The following is a 20,667-nucleotide window of genomic DNA, read 5'->3' on the forward strand; positions in this document are numbered from 1 at the left end:
CGTAGTTATTTGATTTTGGGATTTTTTCTATTGGCGGGGAGGTGCAGAAATCATCTTCTGCACCCTGGAGCGATGAGGTTAGCGGGCGGTTGTCGTCGGCGCGCGCCACTGATGCGGATAACGTGCGGGCACAAAGCGTAAGGTAAGCGCCATTAAGATGAACACGCAGATGGCGTGGAATTCCCAGTCCAGCTGGTAGTTTCCGCTCAGGCTGCGCAGCAGCCCCGAAAGCCATGGCGATAACCCGGCGATAATAAAACCGATGCCCTGCATAAACGCCACCAGCCGAGCGGCGACGGCTGGCTGCGGAGAATGGTCCAGCGCCAGCACCAGACAAAGCGGAAATGCGCCGCCTAGTCCTACGCCGCAACTCACTGCCCACAGCAGAGGCCACTGTTGTGGCCACCAGATGAAACCGCAGAACCCGAACAACTGCAGCGCCAATGCCAGCATCAGCAGCTTACGACGATCTTCGTGGCGAGCGAGCATCGGTAGCACCAGCGCGCCGGCGGTTTGGCCGACGGTCATCAACGCCAGAAGCGTGCCGCTAAACTGGGCGCTGTGGCCAAGCTGCATATAATAGGGCGGTAACCAGGCAATCAGGCTGGCGTAGCCGCCATTGATCAGCCCGAAATAAAGGCCAAGCGTCCAGGCGCGGTGGTGGCGAAAGACCGCCGGCGCGACTTGCGCCGATGCGGCAACCGGCGCGGCGGGTAACATTTTGCAGAGCGGCAACCAGCCAATGATCGCAGCCAGAGCCGGTAGCGTCCACCACGCCAGCGCGTGGTGCCAGAGCGCGCTATGCTGCGCAAGCCAGGGGGTGATTGCGGCGCCCAGGCCGCCCCCGCCCATCAGTGCCGCCGACCATAACCCCATCACCTGCGGCGTGCGGTGATGAAAGAGACGCTTAATGACGCTGGGTATAAGCGCCTGAATCACGCCGATGCCAATCCCGCCGAGCAGCGCGCTGCTAAGCAGCAGGCCGCTTTGCGGCGCCAGCTCACGCAGGAGCGCGCCAATGCCTATCGCCAGCAGACTTAACGCGATACTGCGGTTTTCGCTAACGTGGCGGTTAATCCAGCCTCCGGCAAGCGCCAGCACCCCCATCGCGATGACCGGAAGGGCGGTCAGTAGTGAAACCAGAGTAAAGCTCATGCCGGTTGCGTGTTGCAGTTGCGGCAGTAATGGACCTATCGAGGTCAGTAGTGGGCGCATATTAATGCCGATCAGTACCAGCACAAATAGCGTCAGCGTTTTGCGTTGTGTCTGGCTCATTACGCTTTATCCGCCCAGCGCTGATACAAGGCCAGCCCTTCGGGTTGTGGGCAATGGTGAATGGGGAGTGATTGGTTTTCCAATGGCTGCTGCAATTGCTGGTAGATAGCGGCGGTAGAGAGATTGAAGCGCTCGCCATCCTGATTGCTGTTGGCGAAATAGACTTCGCGCACGCCGGTTAAATACATCGCGCTCAGACACATCGGGCAGGGTTGCCCGCTGGCGTAAACCACGCATTCACGCAATACCTGATTGCCCAGACGTAGAGAAACGTCGCGGATGGCGTTGAGTTCAGCGTGCGCGGTAGGATCGCCGCTCTGGTGCAAGGTATTCACCGCTTCGGCAATGACTTCGCCGTGGCGTACTATGACGGCGCCGAACGGGCGGCCGCCGTTTTCAACATTAGCGGCGGCAAGCGTAATGGCGCGCTGAAGATGGTTATCATGAGTAGGCATGAGCGGCTCCTGTAAAAGTCGGGTAGAAGAACTTAATCGGCGGCAGGCTGGAGATTGAATCCTGCAACAGGGTAGCGAGCTTACGCCATAAGCTAAAAGACTTATTTATAATTGAGTTAATCAGATTAACTTATGGATTGAGGAAATGCCCTGATGTTCTACCAGGTATATCCGACGCCGAGGATGCCATACAGTTCACCGCTGTGCTGGACAATGGGACTATTGGCAATATCATCATCATAGCGTTCGTAGTTTGCCGCTATCATTCCGACCCAGTGGGGGCTGAAGCGGTAGCTGGTAATGATGGCGACCATTGGTGATACCGTCGTGCCGGTATCCCATTGGGGACGCTCGGACGTCGCCTCGCTTGCTGATATGCCGCCAAAATAGTAGTTCGCCATATTATGACTCCGTACCATCAGGCCCATCCCCGGCATCACCAGCAGATTGTCTTTGATGATCGGAAAATCAGCCCATAGCAGCAGCTCCTGGCCGTTGCTGCGGCCGCTGATATCTGAACTGATGCGCGCGCTTATCAGCGCGTATGGTGTGATCCATGTGGCGCCAATACCGCCTTCCAGTTCGCCTTTACGTTCGTTCATCCCCCTAAAAGCCGTAACGTCGTCGGGATCTAAATTACCGAAACGCCAGCGTCCGTAGCCGTATAGCGCGATAGTGTCATCAAGATGAAAATAGTAGCGGGCGCGGTCGCCCAGATACATTAACTGGTCGCCAAAATATAATCCGCCGGGAATAAAGTGGGTTTCGTTGTCCTGCTTTTGGTAGCGCGCGGTACCGCTAATCGCGGCGCCGCCGAGAACCCAACCTTTCGGCACCGGGCTATTCGGGTTATCAGCAGAAAAAATGTCGATCGAGCCGAGGTCGACCTCAGCGCGAGTGGAACCACAATACAAAGCAAGGGTACCGAGAACGACTACAGGGCATCGGGATAGTTTCAGCATGAGCTCATAGTTGGCGTGAAATGATGAAGTGAATGTGAATCGTCTGTGATAAACACCAGAAGATATATAGACGATAGAGCACGTGTTGGGGAATTTTTTTTGTTTTTTATCGTACTTTTTTTGCTTTGCTTTTGATCGAGAAAGTAAAGTGTGGCGGTATCGGTACTATCACTATGGATAATGGCGGATTATTCGTGTGAATAATCCGCACAAAAGTGAGTATTATGAACTGAGAATCAGTTCAGAGAGTGAAGCCATCGAATGATTTTCGTTGGTGACGATGCCTTCTTTTTTTAACTTTTCCATAATGGATTTAAAGGCGAGCTGTTTACTGCTTTCTGTCGCATTCAGTAAATCGCGATTAAAAGCCGGGTTGGATTGAATAATATAATTAATGAATTCGAGTAATAGCTTATTTTGTGGCGGTGTTGATGGCTCATTAATGGTTTTTTCATTATATGAATTCATCGCGGCCTCAGAATACTCTAGCGGACGACTGCTGATGGTGTGCTCGTAAATTTTCTCAATTTCTTTGCTGGTAATATACAGCTTGTTAAGCTCAATCGTCGGCTTATCATCATTATCAGGAATGAAATTGCAGTAGATGACGTTTTTAGCCGGGGAGATAATGCTCAGCGTATCTTCTTGTTGAATGTTATCTGGATTCTCCAGCACATCCATTAAATTTCTTGAATGAGTGTGCCATAAACCAGAAACAGAAACGTTGAGTTTAATTTTGGCGATGGCGCTGTCGTGATCGGCATCAATGACCGACACATTTTCATTCAGGGTGATGATGTTGTTTATTTTAGAGTGCTGAGACCAGGGCTTGTTGGCTTTGGTAATGTCATCAAAACCGCCGTAGCCGTATGATGAGTCGCCAACCCCCTGATTCCGGGTCAGGGCGCTATTGAGCGTGCCGCGATTCTTTTTCAGTTTCAGGCACAGGCTGATAGCGCCGATATCGTGCCAGTGAAGTAAATCTTCCAGTTCGCACTGCAGGAGTTTTTGCGCACGAGCGATAGAGCAATACTCCAGTGGTGGGAGATTGTTCAACTTCCAAATGTTTCTTTCTATCTTATTCATGGCGATAATTATATGTAAATGTTTTTAATAATCTGCGTTCCTGATGAACAGAGCGCCAGCGTTGTTGTTCGACTACACTATCCTTTCCATAAAAAATTATTCAGCAGCGAAATATAAATCCACAATGAAGAATCTTTATGTGACAGATGGCGGCAGTTAAAACACCTACCATAATCGATTATAATATCTTTTTCTTAATAAGGTATAGAATATTGCTTAATTAACGATAAAAATGGGGTGAGCCGTGGTGCTTTATTCTGGTGATGGATATACTCTATATTAATTATAGATGATATAAATAAAAAAGACGCCGCAGCGCCTTTTTTGCAATAATCATCGCAGGCTCAAATTAGCGAGCACTCTTCTGAAGAGTAAAACAGCCATCCCCCACCTGGGCCGTGGCATACCACGCCATTAATTCCTCGGTGCCTGGCGCGCCTTCGGCTGGTGCCCATGGCGCGGAATCCTGTTCGGCTACCGGCTGATAGCCTCCGTGCTTGACTTCAAAAATGATACCGCCGTGATCCAGCGACAGTACCGCATGCCAGGTGCCGGCCGCCATTTCCAGCGCCGTGCATTCTTCTCCTAATACCACGCGGTGGGTCACGGTGCCTTGTTCATCGAAGTTCAGTACTACAAAACGGCCGCTTAACGGCAGCAGCAGCTCAAAAGTATGAGGGTGACGGTGAGGGCGAATGTAGGTTCCCGGCTCCATGGCAATGGCCAGACGCTGTACCGGATCGCTGAGTTCCGGATGGAAGTTACGATGCGCCCGTAGGCGGGGAGCGGCCGCCGCGGCTGCGCTCTGTTGCTGCATATCACTGATGGTGAATTGTTTCATCTAAACCGCCTGCTTGAAAAACTGATAAACGAAGGCTTTCGCCGCTATCTACGACTAACGATCGGGCCTTTTACTGGAATACTTACAGATAAAGCTTAGCTAAAGTAGATGGTTTATTGCTGATTATAAAGGGGTTATTGAATTCGGTAGACGCCAGGAGAAGGTGATATGGTGTCCCCTGCAGGAATCGAACCTGCAACTAGCCCTTAGGAGGGGCTCGTTATATCCATTTAACTAAGGGGACAAGGCGGCGGGATTATAGCGTTTTTTCCGCCGCCCGTTAAGCGCATTGCGATTAATTGCTTAATTTGCAGCCGTTTAGCCCTTTTTATCTGCTTCGGCCTTCGCTTTGGCTTTCTGTTCCTGGGTCATGTCGTTGCGAATCTGGGCGTGGCTTAGCAGGGCGAAGATAAAGGTGCCGCCGCAGATGTTGCCGGCGAGCGTCGGCAGCGCGAACGGCCAGAAGAACTCCTGCCAGGGCAGGGCGCCGCTGAAAATCAGATAGAAAATTTCCACACTGCCGACGACGATATGCGTGGTGTCCGCCAGCGCAATCAGCCAGGTCATCAGGATGATGACGATGACTTTCGCCGAGCCGGCGGCCGGGAACATCCAGACCATTGTCGCCACCAGCCAGCCGGAAATAATCGCGTTGGCAAACATTTCGGTCGGCGTGTTTTCCATGACTTTCTGGCTGATGCTTTGAAACGCCTCACGAGTGGCGTCATCGAAAATCGGCATGATATTAAACGCCCAGGCGGCGATAGCCCCACCCAATAAATTACCTAATAACACCACGCCCCACAGGCGCAGCAATAAAGCAATATTACCGGCGCTGGGTTTATGCATAATCGGCAGCACGGCGGTGACGGTATTTTCCGTAAACAGCTGCTGGCGGGCGAGAATGACAATAATAAAGCCGAAGGTGTATCCCAAATTCTCCAGCAGATAACCGCCGGGCAGGGCGCCAAGGTGAACATGAAAAATCCCCTTGGCTACCAGCGAGGCGCTGATCGACAAACCGGCGGCAATTGCTGACCATAGTAGCGCCATGGCGTCGCGCTCGAGCTCCTTTTCACCCTCCTGGCGAATCACCTCATGGGTAGCCATTGCCTGCGAAGGCAGACGCTCTTCATCCACTTCTATTTTCTCGCCATGCTGTTTCTCTTCGCTTTCAACTTCTCGTTCATCGCTATCATGCATACTGGCGGGGGTATTTTGTCGGGTCATGGCTGCTCTCCCTTTGTATTTGTTACTAAGCGTAGAGATAAATCAGCGCGGCGGCACAGGATATGCTCCTAAATTCAGCGCAATGGCAAGAATAGCAATACGAATATTGCAAAATATGTATAGAATCGGGGAGCAACAATTATGCCAAAGAAGGCTATGCTGAAAGCAGCTACCCAACGATAAAATGCTAATGGGGGCGCCGTCCCGGATGCCTCCAGCGATAGTCAGAATTAACAGGGAGACACCTATGAATTATCGCCTGTCGGCGCTTGCGCTTGGCGCCACATTGCTGGTGGGATGTGCCAGTTCCAGCACTGACGATCGGCCGCAGGGGCGTTCAGATCCGCTTGAAGGGTTTAACCGTACCATGTTCAACTTCAACTTTAATGTGGTTGATCCTTATGTACTGCGTCCCGTCGCCGTCGCCTGGCGTGATTATGTGCCGCAACCGGCGCGTAATGGTTTAAGCAACTTCACCAGCAACCTTGAAGAACCGGCGGTAATGGTCAACTCCTTCCTGCAGGGCGATCCCTATAAAGGCATGGTGCATTTCACACGCTTCTTCCTTAACACTATTCTCGGGATGGGCGGCTTAATCGACGTCGCAGGTATGGCGAACCCGCAGCTGCAGCGCGTTGAACCGCATCGCTTTGGTAGCACGCTGGGCCACTACGGCGTGGGCTACGGCCCGTACGTACAGCTGCCGTTCTATGGTAGTTTCACCCTGCGTGATGAGGGCGGCGACATGGCCGATGGCTTGTATCCGGTACTCTCCTGGCTGACCTGGCCGATGTCCATCGGTAAATGGGCGGTCGAAGGGATTGAAACGCGCGCTCAGCTGCTGGATTCCGACGGCCTGCTGCGCCAGTCTTCCGATCCATACATCCTGATGCGTGAAGCCTACTTCCAGCGGCACGACTTTATCGCCAACGGCGGTAAGCTGACGCCGGCCGATAATCCGAACGCGCAGGCGATTCAGGATGAGCTGAAAGATATCGATTCGCAGTAATCCATGCGGGTCAGAAAAGAAAAAGGGTGAACATGATGTTCACCCTTTTTTATACCGTTGGCTTATCAGAAGCGGTAGTTGAAGTTCGCGCCGTACAGCCAGGCGGTACCTTCAGAACGGAAGGTGTAAGGGCCTTCTTTAATTTCCACGTGCTGACCGTGCATGTAAGAGACACCAACATCCACTGAAGCATCTTTATTGAACGCGTAGGTGGTACCGGCGCTCAGCCACAGGCGATCCTGATCCGGGATAGAGATGGAGCGGGTGCCAGCCGGAATCGGGCTATCATCGAAGGCGATACCGGTACGGAAGGTCCAGTTATCGTCATAGTAATAGGTGGTACCCAGCGCGATGCGGTAAGCATCTTTAAAGCCTTCATCTTTATAGAACAGCGTCTGGCCATTGCTGCCAGTGGCCTTCAGCTCCTGGAACTGGCTCCAACTGGTGTAGGTCAGGCTATAGTGAACTGCCCACTGTGGCGCGACGCGGTTATAACCCGACAGTTCCCACATCTCTGGCAAGTTGAGGGTCAGCGAGCCGTTAGTGGTACGGCCATCGGTACCGGCCGGTAAACCGAAGTTGCCGAGGATCTGGTTATACGCGGACGGCAGATCGCTCTTATAGTTGCCATCAAAGTCGATTTTAACTTCCGAGCGGTAGGTGAAACCATAGCGGTTGTTCTTATCCAGCTCATACAGGATACCGGCGTTCCAGCCGAAACCCCATTCGTTGCCGTTCAAATGCGCAATCTGAGTGTCGGCAGGGATCTGGCTGACCCTGCCCGCCAGCGCTGGCGGCAGTTTACCGGAACCGGCAACGATTTGTCCTAAATCACCTGCGTAGCGTTCGATTTTCGCTTTCGCGTACACCGCGTCAAAACCTAAACCAAAGCTCCAATTGCTGTTCAGGCGATAGGCGCCGCTTAAATTGAAGTTAACGGTGGTGAGATCGGTTGTGCCGCCCATACTGCCGGCAGCATAGTTATCAGCAAATTCAGTCGCGAGACCGTAGTTAGAGGTGATAGATGCGCCCCAACCAAACTGATCGTTAATTGGCGAAACAAAGTGGAGGTTTGGTACCCATGCCGTTGGGGCAATATTGTCTGCATTCAGACTTTTACCGGTAGGCGAAGTACCGGAAACATTAACGTCCGGATCGACGAAGACGGCGCCTGCCGACATTGTCGGCCGGTCAAACATCATGATTAACGCGGGGTTACGGCTGGCGTTGCCCGCATCGTCAGCGATTGCCCCTTCACCGGAATAGGCACGACCAAGGCCGGAAGCGGAGAATTCATTTAACTGGAATCCTGCAGACCAGGCTTGGGTTGAAACAAGTGCTACAGCCACTGCAAGGGCAGATTGGGTAAAGCGGGTTTTCTGGCTCATGCCCATAACCTCATTGAGTTATTTTTATTTAAACTATGTTACATGCCGTAACAGAAGCGCGAAGTGTAGGGTCTGCTTTACAACAGAGAAATCAGACCAGTGGCCTGAGTATAGGTCTGACCAGATGAGTTGTTGCAAGTTTGTTTATAAGATTTTTCAAGTGTGATAACAGAAACGCGATCCAGCTGGCAAAATTGCCCTGCTTCGTCATACCCAATTTGGGGCATTTTTGTTTTGGATCATTTTTAAGTGTGATTTCTGTCACTTAAGCGTTTTCCTGCCATTAACAACTGGAGGGGGGACGAGGGCGGGCGTAAAATAGGCGCATTATTTGTCTGGCACCGAAGGTGCATATACAGAGGAAATCTACGATGAGTAAATGTAGCGCTGATGAAACCCCGGTTTGCTGCTGTATGGATGTTGGCACCATTGTGGACAACACCGACTGCACCGCCTCCTACAGCCGTGTGTTTGCAAACCGCGCTGAAGCGGAAGCAACCCTCGCCGCGCTGAGCGAAAAAGCCCGCAATGTGGAATCTGAACCGTGCAAAATTAACTCGACGTTCACCGACGTTGATGGCGGCGTGCAGTTGAATATCGATTTTGTTTTTAGCTGTGAAGCGGAATCGCTGATCTTCCAGCTGGGGTTACGTTAATCCTCTCTCTTAACGCCTCTTTCCTGAGGCGTTATCTTTTCTATTCAATGTGTTTTGGCTCCCACTTTTTCTCTTCCCCGATTGGCTTAATGTAAAAAATTAGTTAAGACTAGTTATCAGGTCAGACCACTTGGTTTTATCGGTTAACAGGGGAGAGTTATGAGTCAGGCATTACCGCTTATCACCCGTCAGGGCGATCGCATTGCCATTGTCAGCGGTTTACGTACCCCATTTGCCCGTCAGGCGACGGCGTATCACGGCGTTCCGGCCGTTGATCTGGGTAAAATGGTCGTCGGCGAAATGCTGGCGCGCAGTGAAATTCCCCCGGAAGTGATTGAACAACTGGTCTTCGGCCAGGTTGTACAGATGCCGGAAGCGCCGAATATTGCTCGTGAAATCGTGCTCGGTACCGGCGTGAATGTGCATACCGACGCCTATAGCGTCAGCCGCGCCTGCGCCACCAGTTTCCAGGCGGTAGCTAATATTGCCGAAAGCCTGATGGCCGGCACGATCCGCGCGGGCATCGCCGGCGGCGCTGATTCCTCCTCCGTTCTCCCCATCGGCGTGAGTAAAAAACTGGCCCGTACCCTGGTGGATGCCAATAAAGCGCGCACCCTTGGCCAACGGCTAAAACTCTTTTCCCGCCTGCGCCTGCGCGATCTTTTACCGGTGCCGCCTGCTGTCGCGGAATACTCTACCGGCCTGCGGATGGGCGACACCGCTGAGCAGATGGCGAAAACCTGGGGCATTAGCCGTGAAGATCAGGACGCGTTGGCGCTGCGTTCACACCAGCTTGCCGCCCGCGCCTGGGAAGAGGGCAAACTGGCCAGTGAAGTGATGACGGCCTATGTACCGCCTTATCGCGAGCCGCTGGAACAGGACAACAATATTCGTAAAAATTCAACCCTGGCGGATTACCAAAAGTTACGTCCGGCGTTCGATCGTAAACACGGTAGCGTCACGGCGGCAAACAGTACGCCGCTCACCGACGGCGCCGCCGCGGTGATCATGATGACCGAATCCCGGGCCAAAGAGTTGGGGTTAACGCCGCTGGGCTACCTGCGTAGCTATGCGTTCACCGCTATTGATGTCTGGCAGGATATGTTGCTGGGGCCGGCGTGGGCGACGCCGCTGGCGTTGGATAGGGCGGGAATTACCCTTGCAGACCTCACGTTGATTGATATGCATGAAGCTTTCGCCGCGCAGACGCTGGCGAATCTACAATGTTTAGCCAGTAATCGTTTCGCCCGGGAAGTGCTGGGCCGTTCACAGGCAACCGGGGAAGTCGATGCCAGCAAGTTCAACGTGCTGGGCGGCTCTATCGCCTACGGACACCCCTTTGCGGCGACCGGCGCGCGCATGATTACCCAGACGTTGCATGAACTCCGGCGACGCGGCGGCGGATTTGGTCTGGTTACCGCCTGCGCGGCGGGGGGTTTAGGTTCCGCTATGGTTCTGGAGGTCGAATAATGGAAGCGGCAACAGCTTTTACGCTTGAAATTCGCCCGGATAACATCGCCGTTATCACCATCGACGCGCCCGGCGAAAAGATGAATACCCTGAAAGCCGAGTTCGGCGGCGAGGTGCGGACGATTATCCGCCAGCTCCGCGAAAATAAGGCGCTGCGCGGCGCCGTATTTATCTCCGCTAAACCCGACAACTTTATCGCCGGCGCGGATATCAACATGATTGCTCGTTGTACCAGCGCCGCAGAAGCCGAAGCGCTGGCGCGCCAGGGCCAGCAGATCATGTCCGAGATCCACGCGCTTTCTATCCCGGTGATTGCCGCCATTCACGGCGCCTGCCTTGGCGGCGGCCTGGAGCTGGCGCTGGCCTGTCATGGGCGAGTCTGTAGCGACGATGATAAAACGCGGTTGGGATTGCCGGAAGTGCAACTGGGGTTGCTACCGGGCTCCGGCGGCACTCAACGTCTGCCGCGGCTGATTGGCGTCAGTACGGCGCTTGAAATGATCCTCACCGGTAAACAATTGCGTCCGCGTCAGGCGTTGAAAGCCGGGCTGGTGGACGATGTTGTCCCGCAATCGATATTGCTGCGGACCGCGGTTGAGCTGGCGTTACAGGGGCGGCCGGCGAGCCGAACTGTACCGGTGCGCGAACGGGTACTTGCCGGGCCTCTGGGGCGTCAGCTGCTGTTCCGCATGGTGGCGAAAAAGACCCGGCAAAAAACGCAGGGTAATTACCCGGCGGCAGAACGTATTTTACAGGTGATAGAAAACGGACTGGCGCACGGCTGCAACAGCGGTTACGCCGAAGAGGCGCGAGCGTTTGGCGAACTGGCGATGACGCCACAATCGCAAGCGTTACGTTCTATTTTTTTTGCCAGCACCGATCTGAAAAAAGATCGTGGCGCCGAAGCTGACCCCGCTCCGCTGAATAGCATTGCTGTACTCGGCGGCGGCTTAATGGGAGGCGGAATTGCTTACGTCACCGCCTGTAAAGGCGGCTTGCCGGTACGCATAAAAGACATTCAGGCGAAAGGCATCAATCATGCGCTCAAGTACAGTTGGGATCTGCTGGATAAGCAGGTGCGTCGCCGCTATCTGCGCGCCAGTGAACGCGATCGTCAGCTGGCGCTGATTTCCGGCGCTACGGATTATCATGGCTTTGCCCACCGCGATGTGGTCATCGAAGCGGTGTTTGAGGATCTGGCGCTGAAACAGCGGATGGTTGGCGAGATCGAACAATGCTGCGGGCCGCAGACGATCTTTGCCTCCAATACCTCATCGCTACCGATCGGCGAGATCGCCGCTCAGGCCGCGCGGCCTGAGAAGGTAATTGGTCTGCATTTTTTCAGTCCGGTCGAAAAAATGCCGCTGGTTGAGGTTATCCCGCACGCAACGACCGATGAGCAAACCATCGCCACGGTGGTGAAGCTGGCGAAGCTGCAGGGCAAAACGCCGATCGTGGTCGCGGATCGCGCCGGTTTTTATGTTAACCGTATTCTGGCGCCCTATATCAATGAAGCCATGCGCCTGCTGCTGGAGGGCGAGCCGGTTGAACATATTGATAATGCGTTGGTTAAATTTGGTTTCCCGGTTGGACCTATTCAGTTGCTGGATGAAGTCGGCATTGATACCGGCACTAAGATTATCCCGGTACTGGAGACCGCTTTTGGTGAACGTTTTAGCCCGCCTGCAAACATCATTGACGCGATTTTGAAGGACGATCGCAAAGGCAGAAAAAATAATCGCGGTTTCTATCTTTATGAGACAAAAAGGCGTAAAAGCAAAAAACGGGCTGACCCGGCTATTTACCCATTATTGGCTGTAGCAAGTCCGCAGGCGCGTTTGTCTGCTCAGCAGGTCGCTGAACGCTGCGTGATGATGATGCTCAGCGAGGCGGCGCGCTGTTTTGATGAACAGATCGTACGTAGCGCGCGTGATGGCGATATTGGCGCCGTCTTTGGTATAGGTTTTCCGCCGTTTCTCGGCGGCCCGTTCCGCTATATGGATAGCCTCGGCGCGGGTGAAGTCGCCGCAATCTTGCAGCGTCTGGCCGCACAGTACGGCCCTCGTTTTTCTCCGTGCGACACCTTATTGCGCATGGCCGAGCAGGGGGCGGCCTTTTGGCCCACTGGTGAACGGACGACCTAAGTTATGGTCAAAAGAAGGTAAATCCAACGTGGACTGGCGCTGTTGATTGGCGGTTTTGTAAACAAATATTGACTATACTTACGCCATTGAGGTAAAAAACAGCGTTTCATTCGTTGGATGGATCAGGCACAATGCCCGGCCACCGGGTCGCCTGCGTATTGTTTACGCAGAGCGAGTTGCGGTGATTCTGGTTAACAAAAGCGGTGCAATATGCAAGTTTTTATCATGCGTCACGGCGACGCTGCCCTCGATGCAGCCAGTGACTCCGTTCGTCCCTTAACCGTTTGCGGTTGTGACGAATCTCGTCAGATGGCAACCTGGCTGAAAGGTCAAAAAGTGGATATTGAGCGGGTGCTTGTCAGCCCTTACCTGCGTGCAGAGCAAACTCTCGACGTAGTAGGGGAGTGCATGAACCTGCCGAAAGATGTCGACGTGATGCCGGAACTCACGCCGTGCGGCGATGTAGGGATGGTTAGCGCTTATCTTCAGGCGCTGGCGAATGAGGGCGTGAAAACGGCGCTGGTCGTTTCACACCTGCCGTTGGTGGGGTACCTCGTCTCAGAGCTGTGCCCGGGGGAAACGCCCCCGATGTTTACTACCTCAGCGATTGCCTGCGTCACCCTCGACGCCGACGGCAAGGGCGAATTCAACTGGCAGATGAGCCCCTGCAATTTGAGAATGGCGAAAGCCATCTAAGGCTTTCCACCCTCGGAGCTTCCGCTTACGGAAGCTCCGGCGGCAACCACTCTTCAACTTCAATCAGTACCAATAGCGCGGCATCGCCGCCGTATTCTTTTGGTGCCTGATGGAACGCCATAATATGCGGATGTTGCGCCAGCCACAGCGGCGTTTGCTGCTTGAGGATGTGTTTGCCGTGTCCGTGCATCACGCAGGCGCAGAAGATATGTTCGCGGCGGCAGGCGGCAATTAGCGCGCCCAATTCTTGTTTTGCCTGCATCTGGGTCAGGCCATGCAGATCGAGAAACAGCTCCGGCGAATAGTCGCCGCGGCGCAGCTTTTTCAGCTCAAAATGGCTGACATCCGCGCGCACGTACTTCATCGCGCCTTCCGTATTGAGCAACGGCTGAAACTCGTCGGAAAAATAGTGGCTGTTATCCACCTGTTCCTGCAGCAATCGCTTAGGCGGAACCTCGCTGAGCTTCTTGCGCTGCGGGCGGTGTACGATAGTGTCCTGTTTAATTTGCCGGGTGCCGGTCATTAGCTGGCGGAACAGCGCCTGATCCTCCGCGCTTAGCGGTGTTTTCTTTTTCATTGCCCAATCTCACTATTTCTTTTCGTTAGTTTACCCGACTCGCCCGCGCTTCAGGCAAGGAAAACCTATTTTTCCCCACTCCGGCTGCGCAAGAATGCTGATTTATCGCCGCCGTCGTGGCAAACTAGCCGCCGAATTTATAGCAGAGCGTGCCCTGGAGGATTGCGTGGATAAAATTTTTGTTGATGAAGCGGTCAATGAGCTGCAGACCATTCAGGACATGCTGCGTTGGGCGGTAAGTCGTTTTAGCGCCGCCAACATTTGGTACGGTCATGGCACCGATAACCCGTGGGATGAGGCCGTACAGCTGGTATTACCCTCGCTGTACCTGCCGTTAGATATACCGGAAGATATGCGCACCGCGCGCCTGACCTCCAGCGAAAAACATCGTATCGTCGAGCGCGTGATTCGCCGCGTCAACGAACGCATTCCCGTCGCTTACCTGACCAACAAAGCATGGTTCTGCGGCCATGAATTCTATGTTGATGAGCGCGTGCTGGTACCGCGCTCGCCGATTGGCGAACTGATCAATAACCAGTTCGCCGGGCTGATAAACCACAAACCGCAGCATATTCTCGATATGTGTACCGGTAGCGCCTGTATTGCCATCGCCTGCGCCTATGCCTTCCCGGAAGCCGAAGTCGACGCTGTCGATATCTCCCCGGACGCACTGGCCGTTGCCGAACATAACGTTGAAGAACATGGCCTGATTAACCAGGTTACCCCGATCCGTTCCGATCTGTTCCGCGATCTGCCGAAGCTGCAGTACGATCTGATCGTGACCAATCCGCCGTACGTTGATGAAGAAGATATGGCCGATCTGCCTGATGAATATGAGCATGAGCCGGTTCTGGGTCTGGCTTCCGGTAGCGATGGCCTGAAGCTGACGCGCCGCATTCTTGGCTGCGCGCCGGATTACCTCAACGACGACGGTATTCTGATTTGTGAAGTCGGTAACAGCATGGTACATCTGATGGAGCAGTACCCGGACGTGCCGTTCACCTGGCTTGAGTTTGATAACGGCGGTGATGGCGTCTTTATGCTGACTAAACAGCAGCTTATTGACGCGCGGGCGCATTTCGGCATTTATAAAGACTAAAAAAACAACACGCAAACATAACGAAAAGAATGGAGCCGTGATGGCAGGAAATACAATTGGACAACTCTTTCGCGTCACCACCTTCGGCGAATCGCACGGCCTGGCGCTGGGTTGCATCGTCGACGGGGTGCCGCCAGGCATTCCGCTGACCGAAGCTGACCTGCAGCACGATCTGGATCGCCGTCGCCCTGGGACATCGCGTTACACCACCCAGCGCCGCGAACCGGACCAGGTGAAAATCCTTTCCGGCGTCTTCGAAGGCGTGACCACCGGCACCAGTATTGGCCTGTTGATTGAAAACACCGATCAGCGTTCCCAGGACTACGGCGCGATTAAAGATCTGTTCCGCCCGGGTCATGCGGATTACACCTACGAGCAGAAATACGGCCTGCGCGACTATCGCGGCGGCGGCCGTTCGTCTGCGCGTGAAACCGCGATGCGCGTGGCGGCCGGGGCGATTGCCAAAAAATTCCTCGCGGCTAAATTTGGTATTGTGATCCGCGGCTGCCTGACGCAGATGGGCGATATTCCGTTGGCCATCAAAGACTGGGATCAGGTTGAGCAGAACCCATTCTTCTGCCCGGATCCGGATAAAATCGACGCGCTGGATGAACTGATGCGCGGCCTGAAAAAAGAGGGCGACTCTATTGGCGCGAAAGTGACCGTCGTGGCTGACGGCGTTCCTCCGGGCCTCGGCGAGCCGGTGTTCGACCGCCTGGATGCCGATATCGCCCACGCGCTGATGAGCATCAACGCGGTGAAAGGGGTAGAAATCGGTGATGGTTTTGAGGTGGTCAAACTGCGCGGCAGCGAAAACCGCGACGAAATCACCAAAGCCGGCTTCCAGAGTAACCACGCCGGCGGCATTCTTGGCGGTATCAGCAGCGGCCAGCAAATTGTTGCTAACATCGCGCTGAAGCCAACCTCCAGTATTACCGTTCCCGGTCATACGATTAACCGCTTCGGCGAAGAAGTCGAAATGATCACCAAAGGGCGTCACGATCCGTGCGTCGGCATTCGCGCGGTTCCGATCGCCGAGGCCATGCTGGCTATCGTGTTAATGGATCACTTTATGCGTCAACGCGCGCAGAATGGCGACGTGACAACATCAATTCCACGCTGGTAACCGATGAAAAATACCGTTATCGCACTGCTGGCGCTTTTGGCCAGCACCGCCAGCCTGGCGGCGACGCCGTGGCAGAAAATATCCCAGCCGATTAGCGGCAGCGCCCAGTCTATTGGCGCGTTTGCCAATGGCTGCATCGTCGGCGCCCAGCCGCTACCGTTGAACTCCCCTGATTACCAGGTGATGCGTACCGATCAGCGTCGCTACTTCGGCCATCCGGATCTCGTGCAGTTTATTCAGCGGCTGAGTTTGCAGGCGCACAATAAAGGTATGGGGACGGTGCTGATTGGCGATATGGGCATGCCTGCCGGCGGGCGTTTTAATGGCGGCCACGCTAGCCATCAGTCGGGTCTGGATGTTGATATTTTCCTGCAATTGCCGCAGACCCGCTGGACCTCCGCGCAACTGCTGAAACCACAGGCGCTGGATTTAGTCGCCCGTGATGGCAAGCGGGTGGTGCCGTCACTGTGGAGCCCGCAAATCAGCAACCTGATTAAAATGGCGGCGGAAGATAACGATGTAACGCGTATTTTCGTCAACCCGGCTATCAAACAGCAATTGTGCCTCGATGCTGGTAACGATCGCCAATGGCTACGCAAAGTTCGCCCGTGGTTCCAGCATCGCGCCCACATGCACGTGCGCCTGCGCTGCCCGGCGGGCAGCCTTGAGTGCGAAGATCAAGCGCCGCCGCCGGCTGGCGATGGCTGCGGAGCCGAGCTGCAAAGCTGGTTTGAACCGCCTAAACCTGGGTCAACCCCACCTGTGAAGAAGACGCCGCCTCCGCTGCCGCCTTCCTGCCAGGCGCTACTGGATGAGCATCTTCTCTAATGGATAGTTTTGTCGAACTGTTTATGGTGTCGCCAATGGTTTTGGTGGCGCTCTTTTTCGTCGCGATTCTGGCCGGATTTATTGATTCCTTAGCTGGCGGCGGCGGGTTGTTAACCGTCCCGGCGTTGATGGCGGCAGGTATGCCGCCCGCTCAGGCATTGGCGACCAATAAGCTACAGGCGTGCGGCGGTTCCATTTCCGCGACGCTCTACTTTATCCGTCGCAAGGTGGTAAATCTTGCCGATCAGAAACTCAATATTCTGATGACGTTTATCGGCTCGACGGTGGGGGCGCTGCTGGTGCAGCACGTGCAGTCCGATATTTTGAAGCAAATCCTGCCGCTGCTGGTGATCGGCATTGGGCTGTACTTTTTGCTGATGCCTAAGCTTGGCGAATCCGATCGTCAGCGTCGCCTGTATGGTTTGCCGTTCGCGCTGGTCGCTGGCGGCAGCGTGGGTTTCTACGACGGTTTTTTTGGCCCCGGCGCCGGTTCTTTTTATGCGCTGGCCTTTGTGACGCTCGCCGGGTTTAATCTCGCGAAATCCACCGCTCACGCCAAACTGCTAAACGCTACCTCCAATATTGGCGGCCTGCTGCTGTTTATCATTGGCGGCAAAGTGATTTGGGCTACCGGTTTTGTGATGATGGCCGGACAGTTTATCGGCGCTCGCGCCGGTTCGCGGCTGGTGCTGAGTAAAGGGCAGTCGTTGATTCGGCCGATGATCGTCATCGTCTCCGCGGTGATGAGCGCTAAACTTCTTTACGACAGCCACGGGGCTGAGATTTTGCAGTGGTTGGGAATTCACTAATGCAACAGCAACACCATTATCAGCAGTTGGTCGAGATCTTCGACGGCTGCTTTGCCGATGATTTTAATACCCGTCTGATTAAAGGCGACGACGAACCGATCTATCTTCCTGCAGATAGCGAAGTGCCATACAACCGGATCGTGTTTGCTCACGGCTTTTACGCCAGCGCGCTGCACGAAATTTCCCACTGGTGTATCGCCGGCAAGGCGCGGCGCGAGCAGGTAGATTTTGGTTACTGGTACTGCCCGGACGGCCGCGATGCGATGACGCAAAGCAAGTTCGAAGACGTCGAGGTCAAGCCACAGGCTTTTGACTGGTTGTTCTGCACGGCGGCGGGATTTCCGTTTAACGTCAGCTGTGACAACCTCGAAGGCGACTTTGAGCCCGACCGCATCGCCTTTCAACGGCGCGTACATGCCCAGGTGATGACCTATCTGGAGCAAGGGATCCCTGAGCGACCGGCACGCTTTATTCGCGCGCTGCAACAGTATTATCAAACGCCGCCGCTGACGGCAGAACAATTTCCGTGGCCGGAAGACCTGCACTAAAGCCACGTTCTACAAATGAAAGAGGAAAGACGATGATCGCGGAGTTTGAATCACGCATTCTGGCGTTAATTGACGATATGGTAGACCACGCCAGTGATGACGAACTGTTTGCTGGCGGTTATCTGCGCGGCCACCTGACGCTGGCGGTGGCTGAGCTGGAAGGGGAAGGGGAACATACGGCGCAGGCGATTAATGATAAAGTCGCCAGCAGCCTGGAAAAGGCCATCAGCGCGGGCGAACTATCGCCGCCGGATCAGATTCTGGTGCAAGGGATGTGGAATAACCTGTACCAGCAGGCGAAAAATCAGGCCTGATAAATGGTGTCATCCGGATGAGGCGTTAGCCCACATCCGGAAACTCTCCCCGGTCGCGCTGCGCCTACCGGGGCGACTAAACCCAGGTCGGGATAAGGCGCAAGCCGGCGTTATTTTACCGCTTTTCCCTTCAGCAGTTTTCTTACCCACAGTCGATTCGGATTCAGCGCCGCGAGGGTTTCGCTATCCAGCGGTAGCGGTTCTTCACTCATCTGCGAGGCCAGCAGTTCGGCGCTCAATGGCGCGGTGCACAACCCACGAGATCCCAATGCCGCGAGCATAAACAGATTGTGATAGACCGGCGCGCTGCCGACATTTTCCTGCTGTTGGTGAAGCGTGGCGTACTGCGTCAACGTTTTCTCATAATCCGGAACGTTGCCCACCATCGGCAGGTGGTCGCGGGTGGCGCAGCGTACGCCGCAGCGGGCTTCGTTGCCGCTAACATCCACCTCTTTTGCCCATGCCGCCTGCGGGAAACAATCAATCAGGCGCTGGCGATTCTGCCACTGATCTTCGGCGCTGAAATCGGTATCCGTCTTGCCGCGATGATAGCTGGCGCCGATACAGTGTTGCTGATTCTCGGGGTTTTGCGGCGTCAGATAGCCGTCATAGCATAACACCTGGCGCAGGGCGGAAAGCCCCGGCGTGGTGGGTATATGGCTGACCTGGCCGCCGACCGGATAAGCCGGTAACTGCCTGGTCTGGGCAAAATCAGTCAGGCGATGTCCGTTCGCCAGTACTACCGCCTGATGACGATGCTGCTGATTGAGCAACCAGCCGTCGCCCTCCGCGCTGAGCGTTTCGACGGGATAACCGTAGTGGCTGCGTAGTCCCTGCGTCGCCGCCAGCGCCAGTAATTCTGCCGTCAACTGCTGCGGGCACAGCCAGCCGCCGGCCGGATAGGAGATACCGCCGCAGCCAGTATCAACGCCGGTCAGTTCAGCAACCTGCTCCGCCGTCACCGCGCAGGCGATCTCCGCCGGTAAATCTGAAGCCAGCATTTGGGCGATTTTCTGCGTGCTTTTTTCATCCCAGGCGAGTTGGGTTACGCCGCACCATTGATGATCAAATTCCACTGGCAGGGCGTCGTAGAGGCGGCGCGCGAAAGTAAATGCCGCCGGGAAAAAGCGCGCCAGCGAAGGGTCGTGCTGGCTTAATAGCGGATACAGCGCGCCCTGACGATTGCCGGATGCGCCGCTGGCGGGCGCATCGTCAGCGCAGTACAACGTCACCTGCCAGCCGCGACGCAGCAGCGCCAGCGAGAGCAGGGCGCTGGCGATACCGCCGCCGATCACCGCCGCTTCGCGCGATTGACTACCGCTGCGGGCAAACCATGGCGTCCGCGCGAATGTCGGAACGTCGGCGGTCAATTCACCGATTAGCATTTCGCGCTTGCGACCAAAGCCTTTGCGTTTTTGCATGCTAAAGCCGGCCTCCTGCAGCCCGCGGCGAACGAAGCCAGCGGAGGTGAAGGTCGCCAGCGTGCCGCCGGGGCGGGCCAGACGCGCCATGGCTGAAAACAGCCCCGGCGTCCACATATCCGGGTTTTTCGCCGGCGCGAAGCCGTCGAGGAACCAGGCGTCGACCTGGCGGTTGAGTGAATCGTCAAGCTGGTCGGTGAGCGTGTTGATATCGCCAAACCATAAATCCAGCGTGACGCGGCCATCGTCGAGCAGCAGGCGGTGGCAGCCCGCGATTGGCAATGGCCACTGCGCCTGTAGCTGTTCAGCCCATGGCGCCAGTTCCGGCCAGTGCTGGTGCGCCAGGCGCAGGTCGTCGGCCTTCAGGGGAAATTTTTCAAAACTGATGAAATGTAATCTTTGCAGCGTAGCCTGCGGATTATCGCGACGAAAAACAGCAAACGCCTGCCACAGCGTCAGGAAATTGAGCCCGGTGCCGAAGCCGCTCTCCGCGACGATAAACAGCGGGCGCGGGTGGGTTGGAAAACGGCTATCAAGCTGGTTGCCGTTGAGAAAAACGTAGCGCGTCTCTTCCAGACCGTTGTCATTAGAAAAATAAACGTCGTCAAAATCTCGGGAAACAGGTGTACCCTCAGCGTTGAATTCCAGGTTGGCGGGTTGTATGGCGTTTTGTTTCACGTAAGTTACTCGAATCACAAGGCGTAGCGCGATCTTAACGATGTGTGCCAGAAGG

20 protein-coding genes and 1 tRNA gene are annotated in these 20,667 nt (G+C 55.0%); 11 read left to right on the forward strand and 10 right to left on the reverse strand.

The window, feature by feature from the left end; genetic code table 11:
• Nucleotides 1-78: 78 nt before the first annotated feature.
• From ABLU86_RS07070 to ABLU86_RS07100, 7 genes are all read right to left on the reverse strand, one after another.
• Nucleotides 79-1,275, reverse strand: coding sequence for a cyanate transporter (locus ABLU86_RS07070; protein WP_086630452.1), 1,197 nt, complete (start codon nucleotides 1,273-1,275; stop codon nucleotides 79-81).
• Complete coding sequence (locus tag ABLU86_RS07075; protein WP_020078219.1) at nucleotides 1,275-1,730, reverse strand: nucleoside deaminase; 456 nt, start codon at nucleotides 1,728-1,730, stop codon at nucleotides 1,275-1,277. The genes ABLU86_RS07070 and ABLU86_RS07075 overlap by 1 nt, the downstream gene beginning before the upstream one ends.
• 158 nt (nucleotides 1,731-1,888) lie before the next feature.
• On the reverse strand, nucleotides 1,889-2,692 hold the full coding sequence (locus tag ABLU86_RS07080; protein ID WP_348796149.1) for a MipA/OmpV family protein: 804 nt from the start codon (nucleotides 2,690-2,692) through the stop codon (nucleotides 1,889-1,891).
• A 222-nt stretch (nucleotides 2,693-2,914) separates the two neighbouring features.
• On the reverse strand, nucleotides 2,915-3,778 hold the full coding sequence (locus tag ABLU86_RS07085) for a hypothetical protein (protein WP_020078221.1): 864 nt from the start codon (nucleotides 3,776-3,778) through the stop codon (nucleotides 2,915-2,917).
• A 349-nt stretch (nucleotides 3,779-4,127) separates the two neighbouring features.
• The gene (locus ABLU86_RS07090; RefSeq protein WP_348796148.1) at nucleotides 4,128-4,619 is read right to left on the reverse strand and encodes a WbuC family cupin fold metalloprotein; all 492 of its coding nucleotides are present in this window, start codon (nucleotides 4,617-4,619) and stop codon (nucleotides 4,128-4,130) included.
• A 169-nt stretch (nucleotides 4,620-4,788) separates the two neighbouring features.
• Nucleotides 4,789-4,863 (reverse strand) — tRNA-Arg (locus tag ABLU86_RS07095).
• Between the two features lie 74 nt (nucleotides 4,864-4,937).
• Entirely contained in the window at nucleotides 4,938-5,849 is a 912-nt protein-coding gene (locus tag ABLU86_RS07100) for a formate/nitrite transporter family protein (RefSeq protein WP_058676217.1), read from the reverse strand.
• 247 nt (nucleotides 5,850-6,096) lie between these two features.
• Here ABLU86_RS07100 and mlaA point away from each other — a divergent pair, with 247 nt between their 5' ends.
• Complete coding sequence (gene mlaA, locus ABLU86_RS07105; protein ID WP_015365533.1) at nucleotides 6,097-6,858, forward strand: phospholipid-binding lipoprotein MlaA; 762 nt, start codon at nucleotides 6,097-6,099, stop codon at nucleotides 6,856-6,858.
• Between the two features lie 65 nt (nucleotides 6,859-6,923).
• On the opposite strand, the gene fadL is transcribed toward mlaA, so the two are convergent.
• Nucleotides 6,924-8,246: a long-chain fatty acid transporter FadL gene (fadL, locus tag ABLU86_RS07110; protein WP_020078223.1), complete on the reverse strand. Its 1,323-nt coding sequence runs from the start codon at nucleotides 8,244-8,246 to the stop codon at nucleotides 6,924-6,926.
• 371 nt (nucleotides 8,247-8,617) lie between these two features.
• Between fadL and ABLU86_RS07115 the strand changes: the two genes are divergently transcribed.
• The 4 genes from ABLU86_RS07115 to sixA all read left to right on the forward strand — a co-directional run bounded on the left by ABLU86_RS07115 (nucleotide 8,618) and on the right by sixA (nucleotide 13,212).
• Nucleotides 8,618-8,902, forward strand: coding sequence for a YfcZ/YiiS family protein (locus ABLU86_RS07115; RefSeq protein ID WP_015706185.1), 285 nt, complete (start codon nucleotides 8,618-8,620; stop codon nucleotides 8,900-8,902).
• Nucleotides 8,903-9,061: 159 nt separating this feature from the next.
• Nucleotides 9,062-10,372 carry an acetyl-CoA C-acyltransferase FadI gene (gene fadI / locus ABLU86_RS07120; protein WP_348796147.1) on the forward strand — a complete coding sequence of 437 codons (1,311 nt, stop codon included), beginning with the start codon at nucleotides 9,062-9,064 and terminating at the stop codon, nucleotides 10,370-10,372.
• On the forward strand, nucleotides 10,372-12,516 hold the full coding sequence (gene fadJ / locus ABLU86_RS07125; RefSeq protein ID WP_348796146.1) for a fatty acid oxidation complex subunit alpha FadJ: 2,145 nt from the start codon (nucleotides 10,372-10,374) through the stop codon (nucleotides 12,514-12,516). The genes fadI and fadJ overlap by 1 nt, the downstream gene beginning before the upstream one ends.
• 210 nt (nucleotides 12,517-12,726) lie before the next feature.
• Entirely contained in the window at nucleotides 12,727-13,212 is a 486-nt protein-coding gene (sixA, locus tag ABLU86_RS07130; RefSeq protein WP_015365538.1) for a phosphohistidine phosphatase SixA, read from the forward strand.
• 25 nt (nucleotides 13,213-13,237) lie between these two features.
• Here the strand turns inward: sixA and smrB are convergent, their stop codons facing one another.
• The gene (gene smrB, locus ABLU86_RS07135) at nucleotides 13,238-13,789 is read right to left on the reverse strand and encodes an endonuclease SmrB (protein ID WP_015365539.1); all 552 of its coding nucleotides are present in this window, start codon (nucleotides 13,787-13,789) and stop codon (nucleotides 13,238-13,240) included.
• A gap of 166 nt (nucleotides 13,790-13,955) precedes the next feature.
• Here smrB and prmB point away from each other — a divergent pair, with 166 nt between their 5' ends.
• From prmB to ABLU86_RS07165, 6 genes are read left to right on the forward strand one after another with little or no spacing between them, the layout of a single operon-like run.
• Nucleotides 13,956-14,888, forward strand: a complete 933-nt coding sequence (prmB, locus tag ABLU86_RS07140) for a 50S ribosomal protein L3 N(5)-glutamine methyltransferase (RefSeq protein WP_026612250.1) — start codon at nucleotides 13,956-13,958, stop codon at nucleotides 14,886-14,888.
• Between the two features lie 40 nt (nucleotides 14,889-14,928).
• Nucleotides 14,929-16,014 (forward strand): chorismate synthase, encoded by a 1,086-nt coding sequence (aroC, locus tag ABLU86_RS07145; protein ID WP_015365541.1) that lies wholly within the window; start codon nucleotides 14,929-14,931, stop codon nucleotides 16,012-16,014.
• Nucleotides 16,015-16,017: 3 nt separating this feature from the next.
• Nucleotides 16,018-16,842, forward strand: a complete 825-nt coding sequence (mepA, locus tag ABLU86_RS07150) for a penicillin-insensitive murein endopeptidase (RefSeq protein WP_015706180.1) — start codon at nucleotides 16,018-16,020, stop codon at nucleotides 16,840-16,842.
• A complete protein-coding gene (locus ABLU86_RS07155) occupies nucleotides 16,842-17,651 on the forward strand; it encodes a sulfite exporter TauE/SafE family protein (protein WP_045376973.1) in 810 nt (269 codons plus the stop codon). The genes mepA and ABLU86_RS07155 overlap by 1 nt, the downstream gene beginning before the upstream one ends.
• Nucleotides 17,651-18,199 carry an elongation factor P hydroxylase gene (locus ABLU86_RS07160; protein ID WP_032708825.1) on the forward strand — a complete coding sequence of 183 codons (549 nt, stop codon included), beginning with the start codon at nucleotides 17,651-17,653 and terminating at the stop codon, nucleotides 18,197-18,199. The genes ABLU86_RS07155 and ABLU86_RS07160 overlap by 1 nt, the downstream gene beginning before the upstream one ends.
• A gap of 32 nt (nucleotides 18,200-18,231) precedes the next feature.
• The gene (locus ABLU86_RS07165; RefSeq protein ID WP_015365545.1) at nucleotides 18,232-18,513 is read left to right on the forward strand and encodes a YfcL family protein; all 282 of its coding nucleotides are present in this window, start codon (nucleotides 18,232-18,234) and stop codon (nucleotides 18,511-18,513) included.
• 110 nt (nucleotides 18,514-18,623) lie between these two features.
• On the opposite strand, the gene mnmC is transcribed toward ABLU86_RS07165, so the two are convergent.
• Complete coding sequence (mnmC, locus tag ABLU86_RS07170) at nucleotides 18,624-20,612, reverse strand: bifunctional tRNA (5-methylaminomethyl-2-thiouridine)(34)-methyltransferase MnmD/FAD-dependent 5-carboxymethylaminomethyl-2-thiouridine(34) oxidoreductase MnmC (protein ID WP_020078228.1); 1,989 nt, start codon at nucleotides 20,610-20,612, stop codon at nucleotides 18,624-18,626.
• Between the last annotated feature and the right edge of the window lie 55 nt (nucleotides 20,613-20,667).

Origin of the sequence: Klebsiella sp. JN_Kp121 (assembly GCF_040062145.1) — a bacterium.
GTDB lineage: Bacteria > Pseudomonadota > Gammaproteobacteria > Enterobacterales > Enterobacteriaceae > Klebsiella > Klebsiella aerogenes.

Excerpts from the sequence above, each read along its gene's own strand:
- ABLU86_RS07070 (WP_086630452.1), bottom strand. The coding sequence starts at position 1,275 with ATGAGCCAGACACAACGCAAAACGCTGACGCTATTTGTGCTGGTACTG.
- ABLU86_RS07075 (WP_020078219.1), bottom strand. The coding sequence starts at position 1,730 with ATGCCTACTCATGATAACCATCTTCAGCGCGCCATTACGCTTGCCGCC.
- ABLU86_RS07080 (WP_348796149.1), bottom strand. The coding sequence starts at position 2,692 with ATGCTGAAACTATCCCGATGCCCTGTAGTCGTTCTCGGTACCCTTGCT.
- ABLU86_RS07085 (WP_020078221.1), bottom strand. The coding sequence starts at position 3,778 with ATGAATAAGATAGAAAGAAACATTTGGAAGTTGAACAATCTCCCACCA.
- ABLU86_RS07090 (WP_348796148.1), bottom strand. The coding sequence starts at position 4,619 with ATGAAACAATTCACCATCAGTGATATGCAGCAACAGAGCGCAGCCGCG.
- ABLU86_RS07100 (WP_058676217.1), bottom strand. The coding sequence starts at position 5,849 with ATGACCCGACAAAATACCCCCGCCAGTATGCATGATAGCGATGAACGA.
- mlaA (WP_015365533.1), top strand. The coding sequence starts at position 6,097 with ATGAATTATCGCCTGTCGGCGCTTGCGCTTGGCGCCACATTGCTGGTG.
- fadL (WP_020078223.1), bottom strand. The coding sequence starts at position 8,246 with ATGAGCCAGAAAACCCGCTTTACCCAATCTGCCCTTGCAGTGGCTGTA.
- ABLU86_RS07115 (WP_015706185.1), top strand. The coding sequence starts at position 8,618 with ATGAGTAAATGTAGCGCTGATGAAACCCCGGTTTGCTGCTGTATGGAT.
- fadI (WP_348796147.1), top strand. The coding sequence starts at position 9,062 with ATGAGTCAGGCATTACCGCTTATCACCCGTCAGGGCGATCGCATTGCC.
- fadJ (WP_348796146.1), top strand. The coding sequence starts at position 10,372 with ATGGAAGCGGCAACAGCTTTTACGCTTGAAATTCGCCCGGATAACATC.
- sixA (WP_015365538.1), top strand. The coding sequence starts at position 12,727 with ATGCAAGTTTTTATCATGCGTCACGGCGACGCTGCCCTCGATGCAGCC.
- smrB (WP_015365539.1), bottom strand. The coding sequence starts at position 13,789 with ATGAAAAAGAAAACACCGCTAAGCGCGGAGGATCAGGCGCTGTTCCGC.
- aroC (WP_015365541.1), top strand. The coding sequence starts at position 14,929 with ATGGCAGGAAATACAATTGGACAACTCTTTCGCGTCACCACCTTCGGC.
- mepA (WP_015706180.1), top strand. The coding sequence starts at position 16,018 with ATGAAAAATACCGTTATCGCACTGCTGGCGCTTTTGGCCAGCACCGCC.
- ABLU86_RS07155 (WP_045376973.1), top strand. The coding sequence starts at position 16,842 with ATGGATAGTTTTGTCGAACTGTTTATGGTGTCGCCAATGGTTTTGGTG.
- ABLU86_RS07160 (WP_032708825.1), top strand. The coding sequence starts at position 17,651 with ATGCAACAGCAACACCATTATCAGCAGTTGGTCGAGATCTTCGACGGC.
- ABLU86_RS07165 (WP_015365545.1), top strand. The coding sequence starts at position 18,232 with ATGATCGCGGAGTTTGAATCACGCATTCTGGCGTTAATTGACGATATG.